Below are 12,821 nucleotides of genomic sequence, written 5' to 3'. Positions count from 1 at the left end.
GAAGTCAAGCCTGGCTCTTGACCTTGGCGGCGGTGGCGGAGGCGACGGAGGAACTGACCGGGGCACCGTGGCCCAGGACGCCGTGATCGTATGCGGTCTCGGCGTGCACCGTAAGGTCCAGGCCCTTGTACTCCTGCTCTTCGCTCGCGCGGAAGCCCATCGCCTTGTCGATCAGCTTGCCGATGCCGTACGTCAGGAAGAAGGCGTACGCCGCCACGACGACCACGGCCACCAGCTGCTTGCCGAGCTGGGCGAGCCCGCCGCCGTAGAGGAGGCCCTCGGTGGAGCCGGTCATCGCCTTCTCGGCGAAGACGCCGATGAGGAGGGTGCCGATGATGCCGCCGACCAGGTGGACGCCGACGACGTCGAGCGAGTCGTCGTAGTTGAGCCTGAACTTCCAGCTCACGGCGTACGAGCAGACGACACCGGCGGCGAGGCCGACGACCAGGGCGCCGAGGAGGGAGACCGAGCCGCAGGAGGGCGTGATCGCGACCAGACCGGCGACCGCGCCGGACGCGGCGCCCAGCGTCGTCGGATGCCCGTCGCGCTTCTGCTCGACGAAGAGCCAGCCGAGCAGCCCGGTGCAGCCGGCGGCGAGGGTGTTGAGGAAGGCGGCCGCGGCGAGACCGTTCGCGCCGAGGGCCGAGCCCGCGTTGAAGCCGAACCAGCCGAACCAGAGCAGGCCCGCGCCCAGCATCACCATGGGCAGGTTGTGCGGACGCATCGCGTCCTTCTTGAAGCCGAGCCGCGGGCCGAGGACCAGGCAGAGGGCCAGGCCCGAGGCGCCGGAGGTGATTTCCACCGGGAGTCCGCCCGCGAAGTCGAGGGCGCCGAGGCGGTGCGCGATCCAGCCGCCGGGGCCCCACACCCAGTGGGTGACGGGAACGTATACGAGCAGCGCCCAGACCGGGACGAAGACCAGCCAGGCGCCGAACTTCACGCGGTCCGCGACGGCTCCGCTGATGAGCGCGGCCGTGATGATCGCGAAGGTGAGCTGGAAGGTGGCGAAGAGCAGGGTGGGCACCGTGCCCTGCACGCTGTCCGCGCCGAGGCCCGCCATTCCGGCGTGCTTCAGGCCGCCGATGAGCCCGCCGCCGATGTCGTCGCCAAAGGCCAGAGAGTACCCGGCGGCCAGCCACACCACCGTGACCAGGGCGATCGACACGAAACTCATCATCAGCATGTTGAGGACGCTCTTCGTGCGGACCATGCCGCCGTAGAAGAGGGCGAGGCCCGGGGTCATCAGCAGGACGAGGGCGGTGGCGGCGAGCAGCCAGGCGGTGTCGCCGGTGTCTGCGTGCGCTGCGGCGAGGGTCGTCACGTCGTCTCCATCGAGGTGGGGGCTCGTCAGAGGGTCACCGGCATGCGTTTCCGGATGTGCACGTGCGTGTTTCTGTGATGTTTCGTTGCGTGGAGGTTTCCTGAATCTCACAGCGTGGGCGGCGGTCGCTCGGTTGTGCGGCGGGGCTCTGTGGATCAGGGAGAATGGGCGCCATGAGCGTTCGCAGCCAGTCATCCAAGCCGTCTGAGTCGTCGGAGGCTCCCCACCGCGCCGGCTTCGCCTGCTTCGTGGGCCGCCCCAACGCGGGCAAGTCCACCCTTACGAACGCTCTGGTCGGCCAGAAGGTGGCCATCACCGCCGACCAGCCGCAGACGACGCGGCACACGGTACGGGGGATCGTGCACCGGGAGGACGCCCAGCTGATCCTGGTCGACACCCCTGGCCTGCACAAGCCGCGCACGCTGCTGGGCGAGCGGCTGAACGACGTCGTGCGTACGACGTGGGCGGAGGTCGACGTGATCGGCTTCTGCCTGCCGGCGAACGAGAAGCTCGGCCCCGGTGACCGCTTCATCGCGAAGGAACTGGCGTCGATCAAGAAGACGCCGAAGATCGCGATCGTCACGAAGACCGACCTCGTGGACAGCAAGACCCTTGCGGAGCAGCTCATCGCCATCGACCAGCTCGGCAAGGAGCTCGGGTTCGAGTGGGCGGAGATCGTGCCCGTGTCGGCGGTCGCCGACAAGCAGGTGGACCTGCTGGCCGATCTGATCGTCCCGCTCCTGCCGGAGGGGCCGGCGCTGTATCCCGAGGGTGATCTCACCGACGAGCCCGAGCAGGTCATGATCGCGGAGCTGATCCGGGAGGCCGCACTTGAGGGTGTGCGTGACGAGCTGCCGCACTCCATCGCGGTGGTGGTGGAGGAGATGCTTCCGCGCGAGGGCCGGCCTGCGGACAAGCCGCTGCTCGACATCCATGCGTTCGTGTACATCGAGCGGCCGAGCCAGAAGGGGATCATCATCGGGCCGAAGGGCCAGCGGCTGAAGCAGGTCGGCATCAAGAGCCGGAAGCAGATCGAGGCGCTGCTCGGTACTCCGGTGTTCCTGGACCTCCACGTCAAGGTCGCCAAGGACTGGCAGCGGGACCCGCGGCAGCTGCGCAAGCTGGGCTTCTGAGCCCCCGTCCCGTACCGGGGGCCAGCCCCCGGACCCCCGCTCCTCAAACGCCGGAGGGGCTGGTTTTTCAGCCCGTCCGGCGTTTGAGGACGAGGCCGTTCAGGCCGAACGGCGGTCTGGGGGCGGAGCCCCCAGGGGCGAGGGAACCTTCAGGGACTGCAGGCCCACCACCCGCAGCAGCTGCAAGCGTTCGTACGCCTCCGTGCCCGGGCGGGCCGTGTGGATGACGAGCATGTGGTGGTCGTCCTCGTTGAGCAGGACCTCGCAGTCCAGTTCCAGCAGACCGACCACGGGATGCCGGAAGCGTTTCGTCGACTGCCGCCGCACCGCCACCTCGTGGTCGTCCCACAGCAGCGCGAACTCCTCACTCGACGCCCGAAGTTCAGCCACCAGCGCGGCCGGCTCCGGATCGTCGGGACGGGCCGCCGCCACCGCCCGCAGGTTGGCCACATGGACGCGCGCGTGCTCCGCCACGTCCTCGGGAGGGAACAACTCCCGGGCCGCCGGGTCCAGGAAGAAGCGCCGCAGCATGTTGCGGTCCCGAGGCGGGCGGGCGGACACGTCCCCGCTCAGCGCCTTCGACATCGCGTTCTGCGCGAGGACCTCACCGCAGTCGGTCCCCACCATCGCCGGGGTGTCGTGCAGCCGGTCCAGGACGAGGAGCAGGCCCGGACGTACGTGATCGGACACCGTCCCGCGGCGCGGCGGCTCCTCGCCCGTCAGATGGAACAGATGGTCCCGTTCGTCGTCCGTCAGGCGCAGGGCACGCGCCAGTGCCGTCAGCATCTGGCGGGACGGGCGCGGCCCCCGGGACTGTTCCAGCCGCGTGTAGTAGTCCACGGACATGCCGGCCAGCTGAGCCACCTCCTCGCGGCGCAGGCCCGGCGTGCGGCGGCGGGCGCCGGACGTGAGTCCGACGTCGGACGGGTCGAGGCGGGCACGGCCGCGGCGCAGGAAGTCGGCGAGTTCGGCTCGGTTCACCTCTCCAGCGTGCGGGAGTCCGCCCGGCTTATCCAGGGACTGCCGATCCCCCGATCGGGAGGTCTCTCCCGCGGCCGGGATTCCCGTTGAAGGCTGGGCCGGGACGAGAGGAGCAGAACATGCTGACATTGGTGACGGGTACGACGGGGCAGGTCGGACGGCGGTTCGTGCCGAGGCTGCTGGCGCAGGCCCGGAGTGACGAGAGGGTGCGGGTCCTCGTGCGGGACGCGGCGCGCGGCGAGCGGTTCGCCGAGCTGGGGGCCGAGGTCGTCGTCGGGGACCTGCGGGACACGGAGGCGCTCGCCAAGGCAGTGGCCGGAGTCGACGCGGTCGTGAACGTCGCGGCGTCCTTCCGCGGAGTGCCGGACGAGGAGGCGTGGGCGGTCAACCGGGACGCGGCGGTGGAGCTGGGCCGCGCCGCGCTGGCCGCCGGGGTGCAGCGGTTCGTGCAGGTCAGCACAGGGTTGGTGTACGGCACCGGGCGGGGGCGCCCGCTGACCGAGGAGGACGGGAGCCGGCCCGGCGGGGCGATGTGGGGCGCCTACCCGGAGTCCAAGGCCGAGGCCGAGCGGGCACTGCTCGCCCTGGACGGCATGGACGTACGCGTCGGCCGGCTCCCCTTCGTCTACGGCGAGGGCGATCCGCATCTCGCCCAGTCCCTGATGTGGGCCCGGAACTGGGCGGCGACCCAGCGGCTGCAGATGGGCCACCACGCAGACGTGGCGCAGGGACTGCTGCGCATCCTGCACGCTCCGGGCATCGCCGGTCGGATCTACAACATCGCCGACGACACCCCCGTCACGGCGGTCGAACTGCACCAGCTCAACCGCGCCGAGATCCCCGCCGAGCTCTACACCCGCACCGACCCCGACCCATGGCTCGTGATCACCTCGACCGAGCGCATCCGCCGGGAACTCGGCTACCGCCCGCTGTACCCCAGCGTCTACGCGGCCAGGGATGCCGGAGCCCTGTGAAGCGCCCCGGATCGTCGTAGACGCTTCAGTCCACCCCTCTGATCCGCCCCACCAGCACCGCCCCCGCCAACCCGATCACCGCGGACACCAGGTACAGCACCCGGTAGCCGCCGAGATACGTCACGATCGGCGCGGCGAGGGCGGGTGCCGCGACCTGTGGCAGGGCATTGGCCACGTTGATCACGCCGAGGTCCTTGCCGCGGTCCAGCGCCTTCGGCAGTACGTCCGTCATCAGCGCGAAGTCGACCGAGGTGAAGACGCCGAAGCCGACCCCGAGCACCGCCGCCGCGACGATCGCGCCCGGCCAGGTCTGCCAGCCCGCCAGCGCCGCAGTCGCCACCGCCATCAGCACCCCGGACCAGATCACGAACGGCTTGCGCCGCCCCACCCGGTCCGACCACACCCCGCCCACCACAACCGTGGCGAGCAGCGTCACCCCGTTCACGGCCGTCAGGATCAGCACACCCTGGTCGGGGTCGCCGTAGTGCAGGCGATCGCGCAGGTAGTACAGCAGGTACAGCAGCACCAGCGCGTTGCTGAGGTTGATCAGAAAGCGGGTCAGCCACGCCCAGCCCAGGTCCGGATACCGGCGCGGACTCAGCCAGAACCCGGCGACGAAGGACCGCCACGACCACGCCGGCCGGTCCGCCACCGCCAGCCGCACGTCCTCGTACCGCAGGACGTACGGCACCACCCCCACCACCGTGAACACCGCGCACGCCGCATACCCGGCCCCCACGCCCCCGGCCGCCGTCGCGAGCCCCGTGCCGCCGACCACGCCCAGGATCTGCGCGGCCCCCAGCCAGCCGCCCACCGAGCCCCGCTGGAGCCGCGGCACCCGGTCCGGCACCGCCGCCGTCACCGCCGCGAACGCCGCGTTCAGTGTCAGCTGGACCAGACACCAGCCGGCCGCCATGGTCCACACCCCGCCCGCGCCCGCGAGCAGCAGCAACGACAGCGCGCCGCCCGCCGCCCCGGCCACGATCCACGGCGTACGGCGGCCCCGGCGGGACGTCGTGCGGTCCGACAGCGCGCCGAACAACGGGTTGGCAACCAGGGACACCGCGGCACCGGCCCCCGTCACCCACGCCAGCATCGCCTCCTTGGACATGCCGGAGCCGGGCGCGAAGTCCTTCGCCTGGGAGGCCAGCAGGATCTGCAGGGGGCCGTACCAGCCCACCCAGATCGCCCCGTTGGCGAGCGAGAGGGCGGCCGTCCAGCCGCGGCCGACCCGTTCGACGGGCTCGGCGAGTGCCTCGGTGGGCCGGGTGGCGGTCATCTCTGCGCCCGCAGCACATCCCGGAACCAGCTGTACGACGACTTCGGCGTCCTCAGCTGCGTCTCGAAGTCGACGTGCACCAGCCCGAACCGGCGCTCGTACCCCTCCGCCCACTCGAAGTTGTCCAGCAGCGACCACACGAAGTAACCGCGCACGTCCACGCCCGCCTCGACGGCCTTGTGCAGGGCCCGGAGATGGCCGTCCAGATAGGCGATCCGCTCCTGGTCGTCGAGGCCCGGGTAGGAGCAGCCGTTCTCGGTGATGACGACGGGCGGGAGGCGGTCGCCGTAGCGCTCGTGGAAGGTGGTGAGCAGTTCGGTCAGGCCCTCGGGGACCACGGGCCAGCCGAAGTCCGTCACCGGGACGCCCTCGATCTGCCGTACCGAGAAGGGGAGTTCGGCCGGGATGGTCAGCCCGCCGAACTCGATGTCCTCGCCCTGCGGGGCGCCTACCTGGGTCGGCGCGTAGTAGTTGATGCCGTACCAGTCGATCGGTTCCGCGATGACCTTCAGGTCGGACTCGACGTCGCCCGGCATCAACTCGCCTATGCCCTCCGGGTACTGGCCGAGCAGCAGCGGGTCGGCGAACAGGCGGTTCAGCAGCAGGTCGTAGAAGCCCGCCGCCTCCAGGTCCGCGGTCTCCTCGGACGCCGGCCAGGTCGGCCCGTGCGAGTTGGCGATCCCGATGTCCGTGGCGCCGGACGCGCGCAGGGCCCGTACGGCCAGACCGTGGGCGAGCAGCTGGTGGTGGGCCACCGGCAGCGCGTCGAAGAGCAGCTGCCTGCCGGGCGCGTGAGCACCGAGGGCATGCCCCAGCAACGTATGTTCCGCGGGCTCGTTGACGGTGATCCACTTCTGGACGCGGTCGCCGAGCCGGTCGGCCACCACCGACACGTACTCCGCGAAACGCGACGCCGTGTCCCGCTCCAGCCAGTCCATGCCCAGCGGGAGGTCCCAGTGGAAGAGGGTCGGTGCGGGTCGTACGCCCGCCGCGCACAGTTCGTCGACGAGACGGTCGTAGAAGTCGAGTCCGCCCGCGGAGCGCACCCGCGGCCAGGAGACCGAGAAGCGGTACGCGTCCACGCCGAGGTCGGTCAGGAGCGCCACGTCCTCGCGGTAGCGGTGGTAGTGGTCGCAGGCCACCGCCGCGGTCGAGCCGTCCTTCACCCGTCCCGGCTCGGCCGTGAAGGCGTCCCACACGGACGGCTCGCGCTCGTCGGCAGCGCCCTCGATCTGGTGGGCCGAGGTCGACACGCCCCACAGGAAGCCGGCCGGGAAGCGGGGTATCGGATTGCCTGCATCAGAAGCCATGGGCCGGATCATCCTTACCGGCGGTAACGGAAGTCAACGGCCAGGCGTGAACTGCCGGTTACGCCCCTTCCTTCAATACCCGGCTGATCAGTTTGCGCTGCTCCTCCGTGAGCCGGGGATCGGCCGCGTACACCGTCTTCCCGTCCACCGTGATCTGGTAGCTGAAGCCGTCCGGAACCCCGAGGGGAGGCGTGCCCCGGCCGGACGCGAGAGCGCGTTCGGCCAGGGCGTGCCACTCCTGGGCGTCGGGCCGGCCCGAGGTGTCCACCTCGGCATGGCGCTCGATGCCCGCGAACCCACCCGTACGCCTCACCTGAATACGCATGGGTCCCTGTCTAGTACGCGGTCACAGGATCCGCACCCCGACCTGTTCCCACGCCTTCTGTACGGCCTGGAGCTCCTCGCCCTCGTTGAAGCGGGCCTTCGCCGCGGCGACCGTGAGCTTCGCGAAGTCGTTGAACAGCGCCTGCGAGGACAGCTCGCCGCCGGTCAGGACGTCGTACCAGATCTGTCCCGCCTTCTCCCAGGCATGGCCGCCGAGCGCGGAGGCGACCAGGTAGAACGCGTGGTTGGGGATACCGGAGTTGATGTGGACGCCGCCGTTGTCCCGGCCGGTGCGGACGTAGTCGTCCATGGTCGCGGGCTGCGGGTCCTTGCCGAGGGCGTCGTCGTCGTACGCCGTGCCCGGTTCCTTCATGGAGCGCAGGGCCTTGCCGGTCACGCTCGGGGCGAGCAGGCCCGCGCCGATCAGCCAGTCGGCCTCGGCGGCGGTCTGGCCGAGCGTGTACTGCTTGATGAGCGAGCCGAAGACGTCGGACATCGACTCGTTCAGGGCGCCCGGCTGGCCGTAGTACGTGAGGTTCGCGGTGTGCTGGGTGACGCCGTGGGTCAGCTCGTGGCCGATGACGTCGATCGGGATGGTGAAGTCGAGGAAGATCTCGCCGTCGCCGTCGCCGAACACCATCTGCTCGCCGTTCCAGAAGGCGTTGTTGTAGTCGTGGTCGAAGTGGACGCTGGCGTCCAGGGGCAGGCCGTCGCCGTCGATCGAGTGGCGCTGGTAGGCCTTGAGGTACAGGTCGAAGGTGGCGCCGAGGCCCGCGTAGGCGCGGTTGACCGTGGCGTCCTTGCCCGGGGCGGCGCCCTCGGCGCGCACCTTCCGGCCGGGCAGGTCGGTCTTGTGCCCGGCGTCGTAGATGGTGCGCAGCGGCTGGTCGGACGGTGCCTTCGCCGCCGGCGCGGCCGCGAGGCCGAACTCGGCCGTCACGCGGCGGCGGCCGCGCAGCTCGCTGTCGCGCATCAGGGTGCGCTGGGCGGGACCGGAGAGTGCGGGGTCGTCGTGCCGTGCCAGCTTGTCCAGGACATGCGGCGGTACGACGGTGCAGAAGACGGGCTCGAAGCCCCCGTTGGTCGTCATGCCCGGCACCCTTGCACTGAGTTATGCCCGTGTCACTACCCGCAACCATGATTGGTGAAATATGCGGACAGGGAAGCGCACGCTCCGTGACGAAGTGGTATGGCGCACTTTTTGTCCCATTCATCCCGCGGGTCCCGCATACTGATACGGCGCCCCGCATCCGAAGGGGCTCGGCTAGCATGCTTCGCATCATGCGTTTCGGGCTGCTTCTTCTTAGCTGCCGCGGCGAGGGCCTGTAGTCCAGGTCGACTCCCTCCCCGCGGAGCTTGGCGTTGCGTCGTCGGCCGTCCTTCCGGACACCCTGAGGAGCCCGAGTCATCATGGCGAACCGCCAGCAGCCCAGCACCATGCCGATCCACAAGTACGGCCGGTACGAGCAGGTCGACATCCCCGACCGCACCTGGCCCGAGAAGCGGATCACCCAGGCCCCCCGTTGGCTGTCGACCGACCTGCGTGACGGCAACCAGGCCCTGATCGACCCGATGTCGCCCGAGCGCAAGCGCCGGATGTTCGACCAGCTGGTCAAGATGGGCTACAAGGAGATCGAGGTCGGCTTCCCCGCCTCCGGCCAGACGGACTTCGATTTCGTACGGTCGATCATCGAAGAGCCCGGGGCCATCCCCGACGACGTCACCATCTCCGTACTGACCCAGGCCCGCGAGGACCTGATCGAGCGGACCGTCGAGTCGCTGAAGGGCGCCAAGCGCGCCAACGTCCACCTGTACAACGCCACCGCGCCCGTCTTCCGGCGGGTCGTGTTCCGCGGCTCCAAGGACCAGATCAAGCAGATCGCCGTCGACGGCACGCGCCTGGTGATGGAGTACGCCGAGAAGCTGCTGGGCCCGGAGACGGAGTTCGGCTACCAGTACAGCCCGGAGATCTTCACCGACACCGAGCTGGACTTCGCGCTGGAGGTCTGCGAGGCGGTCATGGACGTCTGGCAGCCCGGCCCGGGCCGCGAGATCATCCTCAACCTGCCCGCCACGGTGGAGCGTTCGACGCCGTCGACCCACGCCGACCGCTTCGAGTGGATGGGCCGCAACCTGTCCCGCCGCGAGCACGTCTGCCTGTCGATCCACCCGCACAACGACCGGGGTACCGCCGTCGCCGCCGCCGAGCTGGCGCTGATGGCCGGCGCCGACCGCGTCGAGGGCTGTCTGTTCGGACAGGGCGAGCGCACCGGCAACGTCGACCTGGTCACCCTGGGCATGAACCTGTTCTCGCAGGGCGTCGACCCGCAGATCGACTTCTCCGACATCGACGAGATCCGTCGTACGTGGGAGTACTGCAACCAGATGGAGGTCCACCCGCGCCACCCGTACGTGGGCGACCTGGTCTACACGTCCTTCTCCGGCTCCCACCAGGACGCCATCAAGAAGGGTTTCGACGCGATGGAGGCCGACGCGGCCGCCAAGGGCGTCACCGTCGACGACATCGAGTGGGCCGTCCCGTACCTGCCGATCGACCCGAAGGACGTCGGCCGCTCCTACGAGGCCGTCATCCGCGTCAACTCGCAGTCCGGCAAGGGCGGTATCGCGTACGTCCTGAAGAACGACCACAAGCTGGACCTGCCGCGCCGGATGCAGATCGAGTTCTCGAAGCTGATCCAGGCCAAGACGGACGCCGAGGGCGGCGAGGTCAAGGGCTCCGACATCTGGGCGGTCTTCCAGGACGAGTACCTGCCGAACCCCGAGAACCCGTGGGGCCGCATTCAGGTCAAGAACGGCCAGTCGACGACCGACACCGACGGCGTGGACACCCTCCGCGTCGAGGCCACGGTCGACGGCGAGGACACCGTCCTGACCGGTACCGGCAACGGTCCGATCTCGGCCTTCTTCGACGCCCTGCAGAAGGTGGGCGTGGACGCCCGCCTGCTGGACTACCAGGAGCACACGATGAGCGAGGGCGCCTCCGCGCAGGCCGCCTCCTACATCGAATGCGCGATCGACGACAAGGTCCTGTGGGGAATCGGCATCGACGCGAACACGACGCGTGCGTCGCTGAAGGCGGTCGTCTCCGCGGTGAACCGCGCGACCCGCTGACGCTTCTGACCGGGCATTTCGGGGCCCTGATCGTCGTATACGGCGATCAGGGCCCCGTCGCTTATCGGCCATCTGTTCGTGGAGGTCACGGAAAGGTCTCGTCCAGGGTGCTGACTACGCCTCACTGATGTGGCTAACATCACGGACACCGCGACGATGTTGCCGCGGTGTTAAGGAGGTGCGACGTGCTGCCAGTACGGGGACGAAACGGCCGAGCCGCCAGGCCTGCGCGCCTTCTGGGTACCCGCACCGCGTGGACACCCGTCGGAGACGGCGAGTTCTTCTGCCCGGGCTGCGGGGGCGACCGCAACTACCAGCGGCTGACCGGCCACCGCCGCTTCATCCTTCTCGGGGTGCCCGTGCTGCCGCGCGGCGAGACCGCGCCGGTCGTCGAATGCGCGGCCTGTCGCCGCCACTTCGGCACCGACGTTCTCGACCACCCCACCACCACCCGCTTCTCGGCGATGCTCCGCGACGCCGTCCACACCGTCGCGCTCGCGGTGCTGGCCGCGGGCGGCACCTGTTCCCGTACGGCCCTGGAGGCCGCCGCGAGCACGGTCCGCGCGGCCGGCTTCGACGACTGCACCGAGGACCAGCTGAACGCGCTCGTCGAGGCGCTGGCCGCGGACACCGGCCGGGCCTACGGCCAGTCCTGCGGCGCCGGACTCGCCATAGAGCTGCACGAGGCCCTGGACCCGCTGGCCCCGCACCTCGCCCCGGTCGGCCGCGAGTCGATCCTGCTGCAGGGCGCCCGCATCGCCCTCGCCGACGGCCCGTACACCCCCGCCGAACGCGACGTCCTGTCCACGGTGGGCGCGGCCCTCACCATCTGCTCGGACGACGTGACGAGGCTGCTGGCGGCGGCGCGGACGCCGTCCTAGACCCGGACTCGTGGCGGCTGAGGCGGTGGCCGCCGGTCCTTCCTCGTCGGCCGCTGCGGGGCCTGGGCCGCGCGGCCGCGGTGATCAGTGGTGCGATGCGGCCGCGTGCCCGGATACGGACGCATCGGCGCGGGCGCCGTGCTCCTCGTCGAACTGCGCGCCGGCCACGGCGACGAGCACCACGACGACGGCGACGAGCACCTGAAGACAGGTGCTGACGACGGCGCGGAGCCGGTGGAGCAGTACGGCGGTGAGCAGGATGACGCCGCCGGCGACGCCCACGTAGAGCCAGTTGGGCGTGAGATGGATGCCGGAGTTGTCCGCACCGGGATCGAAGGGCTCCCAGCCGCTGTAATCGATGCCGATCAGGAAGGCGACGACGGTCCCGATGGCGTCGAGGACGAGCAGTCCGACGGCCAGGGCGATGTCCGCGGCGACGGGCAGCCATTGGAGTCCGGCCTTCGGGGGCGGCACATTGTCACCGCGGAACTGCGGCAGGCCCAGGGGCCGTCCGGGATCGGGCTCGGTCATGGGAGCGAGTCTTTCCCGGAAGCGGGACCGGGGCCTGAGTACAGGTACTCAGGCCCCGGCGTCGTGCGGACGTCAGCCGTGCACCAGCGGGGAACCCTGGAGGTCCTTGGTGACCGCGCCCCTGCCGTCACCTTCGATGTCGTAGACGATCGTCGAGTCCGTCGACCAGTACACCTCACCGTCGTAGGTGGTGGACGGCGCGACGCAGGTGTTCGCGGGCTCCACCTGGAACCAGGTGTAGTTGTCGTTGACGAGCTTGGTCAGGTCGCACGTCTTCGAGGTGACGACGTGGTCCTCGCTGGTCTTGGTCAGGCGCTCCTCGATCCGCGTCGTGATCTTGAAGCTGGTGAACCGCTTGGAGTTGTCGACGACCTGGTCCTCGAGGATCTGCCAGCTCACGACCGACTTGCCGGTCATGCTGCCGGACAGGGCCGCGGTGTTCTGGACGCTGTACAGGGTCTGCGGCTTGTTGCCGGGGAAGACCACCTCGAAGTGGGAGTCGGTGGTGCCGGCCGAGGCCGGCGCCGCGGCCAGGGCGACGAGTGCGAGGGCGGCGGAGCAGCCCGCGACGGCGGTGGACAGAAGCTTCCTCATGACGGTGTTCCTCTCGGTCGGATGGGGCCCCGCCCGACGCGGAGCCCCACAGGACGGCAGGGGCTGCAGGCCCATGCCGGTGAAGGTGAGCTCCAGGGAGTCGGCGTGGCGGCGGGCGCCGCCGATCTTCGGGTGGAAGGACTGGAGCGTTCCCATTGCAAAGGGAACGCGCGGCGCAGTCAGCGAAGGAGATGGCGATGGTCGCGCGGGCCGATTGGCCGCGTGGTCACCGGCCGACCTGGTCAGGGTGCGGCTGTGCCGGGCACGTATGTGTGGTGGGCAGCAAGGTGACACGCACGGCGTCGCGAGACATAGCGCAGCATTCCCCCGTGAAAAGCGCGCATTGGGAACCGGTGTTCGG

At 70.0% G+C, this 12,821-nt stretch carries 12 protein-coding genes; 4 read left to right on the top strand and 8 right to left on the bottom strand.

What is annotated here, in order from left to right:
- Positions 1-4: 4 nt before the first annotated feature.
- Entirely contained in the window at positions 5-1,321 is a 1,317-nt protein-coding gene (locus IH68_RS0114155) for an ammonium transporter (RefSeq protein ID WP_030934098.1), read from the bottom strand.
- A gap of 173 nt (positions 1,322-1,494) precedes the next feature.
- Here IH68_RS0114155 and era point away from each other — a divergent pair, with 173 nt between their 5' ends.
- A complete protein-coding gene (era, locus tag IH68_RS0114150) occupies positions 1,495-2,454 on the top strand; it encodes a GTPase Era (protein ID WP_037884815.1) in 960 nt (319 codons plus the stop codon).
- 99 nt (positions 2,455-2,553) lie between these two features.
- Here era and IH68_RS0114145 read toward each other — a convergent pair whose 3' ends face one another.
- Positions 2,554-3,435 (bottom strand): helix-turn-helix transcriptional regulator, encoded by an 882-nt coding sequence (locus tag IH68_RS0114145; protein ID WP_030934093.1) that lies wholly within the window; start codon positions 3,433-3,435, stop codon positions 2,554-2,556.
- Between the two features lie 119 nt (positions 3,436-3,554).
- On the opposite strand from IH68_RS0114145, the gene IH68_RS0114140 reads away from it, so the two are divergent.
- A complete protein-coding gene (locus tag IH68_RS0114140; RefSeq protein ID WP_030934089.1) occupies positions 3,555-4,409 on the top strand; it encodes an NAD-dependent epimerase/dehydratase family protein in 855 nt (284 codons plus the stop codon).
- A gap of 25 nt (positions 4,410-4,434) precedes the next feature.
- On the opposite strand, the gene IH68_RS0114135 is transcribed toward IH68_RS0114140, so the two are convergent.
- Genes IH68_RS0114135 through IH68_RS0114120 form a run of 4 tightly spaced genes read right to left on the bottom strand, consistent with a single transcriptional unit; the run spans position 4,435 to position 8,412 of the window.
- On the bottom strand, positions 4,435-5,688 hold the full coding sequence (locus IH68_RS0114135; protein ID WP_030934086.1) for an MFS transporter: 1,254 nt from the start codon (positions 5,686-5,688) through the stop codon (positions 4,435-4,437).
- Entirely contained in the window at positions 5,685-7,010 is a 1,326-nt protein-coding gene (locus IH68_RS0114130; protein WP_078912453.1) for a GH1 family beta-glucosidase, read from the bottom strand. Before IH68_RS0114130 ends, IH68_RS0114135 begins: the two co-directional genes overlap by 4 nt.
- 46 nt (positions 7,011-7,056) lie before the next feature.
- Positions 7,057-7,323 carry a protealysin inhibitor emfourin gene (locus IH68_RS0114125; protein WP_030934081.1) on the bottom strand — a complete coding sequence of 89 codons (267 nt, stop codon included), beginning with the start codon at positions 7,321-7,323 and terminating at the stop codon, positions 7,057-7,059.
- A gap of 21 nt (positions 7,324-7,344) precedes the next feature.
- The gene (locus IH68_RS0114120; protein ID WP_030934078.1) at positions 7,345-8,412 is read right to left on the bottom strand and encodes a M4 family metallopeptidase; all 1,068 of its coding nucleotides are present in this window, start codon (positions 8,410-8,412) and stop codon (positions 7,345-7,347) included.
- A 320-nt stretch (positions 8,413-8,732) separates the two neighbouring features.
- Here IH68_RS0114120 and leuA point away from each other — a divergent pair, with 320 nt between their 5' ends.
- Positions 8,733-10,454, top strand: a complete 1,722-nt coding sequence (gene leuA, locus IH68_RS0114115; RefSeq protein WP_030934075.1) for a 2-isopropylmalate synthase — start codon at positions 8,733-8,735, stop codon at positions 10,452-10,454.
- Between the two features lie 185 nt (positions 10,455-10,639).
- On the top strand, positions 10,640-11,335 hold the full coding sequence (locus IH68_RS0114110) for a TerB family tellurite resistance protein (RefSeq protein ID WP_030934072.1): 696 nt from the start codon (positions 10,640-10,642) through the stop codon (positions 11,333-11,335).
- An 84-nt stretch (positions 11,336-11,419) separates the two neighbouring features.
- Here the strand turns inward: IH68_RS0114110 and IH68_RS0114105 are convergent, their stop codons facing one another.
- Both IH68_RS0114105 and IH68_RS0114100 read right to left on the bottom strand, forming a co-directional pair.
- A complete protein-coding gene (locus IH68_RS0114105) occupies positions 11,420-11,866 on the bottom strand; it encodes a DUF6234 family protein (RefSeq protein WP_030934069.1) in 447 nt (148 codons plus the stop codon).
- A gap of 72 nt (positions 11,867-11,938) precedes the next feature.
- Positions 11,939-12,616 (bottom strand): hypothetical protein, encoded by a 678-nt coding sequence (locus IH68_RS0114100; protein ID WP_051833422.1) that lies wholly within the window; start codon positions 12,614-12,616, stop codon positions 11,939-11,941.
- Between the last annotated feature and the right edge of the window lie 205 nt (positions 12,617-12,821).

It is taken from the genome of Streptomyces sp. NRRL S-646, from assembly GCF_000720765.1.
Lineage (GTDB): Bacteria > Actinomycetota > Actinomycetes > Streptomycetales > Streptomycetaceae > Streptomyces.
Note: the sequence above shows the minus strand (reverse complement) of the source record. Positions and strands in the feature narration are given on the sequence as shown.

What these genes read in the sequence shown, in the direction of transcription:
- IH68_RS0114125 (WP_030934081.1), bottom strand. Translation starts at nt 7,323, where the DNA reads ATGCGTATTCAGGTGAGGCGTACGGGTGGGTTCGCGGGCATCGAGCGC.
- IH68_RS0114140 (WP_030934089.1), top strand. Translation starts at nt 3,555, where the DNA reads ATGCTGACATTGGTGACGGGTACGACGGGGCAGGTCGGACGGCGGTTC.
- IH68_RS0114105 (WP_030934069.1), bottom strand. Translation starts at nt 11,866, where the DNA reads ATGACCGAGCCCGATCCCGGACGGCCCCTGGGCCTGCCGCAGTTCCGC.
- IH68_RS0114135 (WP_030934086.1), bottom strand. Translation starts at nt 5,688, where the DNA reads ATGACCGCCACCCGGCCCACCGAGGCACTCGCCGAGCCCGTCGAACGG.
- leuA (WP_030934075.1), top strand. Translation starts at nt 8,733, where the DNA reads ATGGCGAACCGCCAGCAGCCCAGCACCATGCCGATCCACAAGTACGGC.
- IH68_RS0114100 (WP_051833422.1), bottom strand. Translation starts at nt 12,616, where the DNA reads ATGGGAACGCTCCAGTCCTTCCACCCGAAGATCGGCGGCGCCCGCCGC.
- era (WP_037884815.1), top strand. Translation starts at nt 1,495, where the DNA reads ATGAGCGTTCGCAGCCAGTCATCCAAGCCGTCTGAGTCGTCGGAGGCT.
- IH68_RS0114120 (WP_030934078.1), bottom strand. Translation starts at nt 8,412, where the DNA reads ATGACGACCAACGGGGGCTTCGAGCCCGTCTTCTGCACCGTCGTACCG.
- IH68_RS0114130 (WP_078912453.1), bottom strand. Translation starts at nt 7,010, where the DNA reads ATGATCCGGCCCATGGCTTCTGATGCAGGCAATCCGATACCCCGCTTC.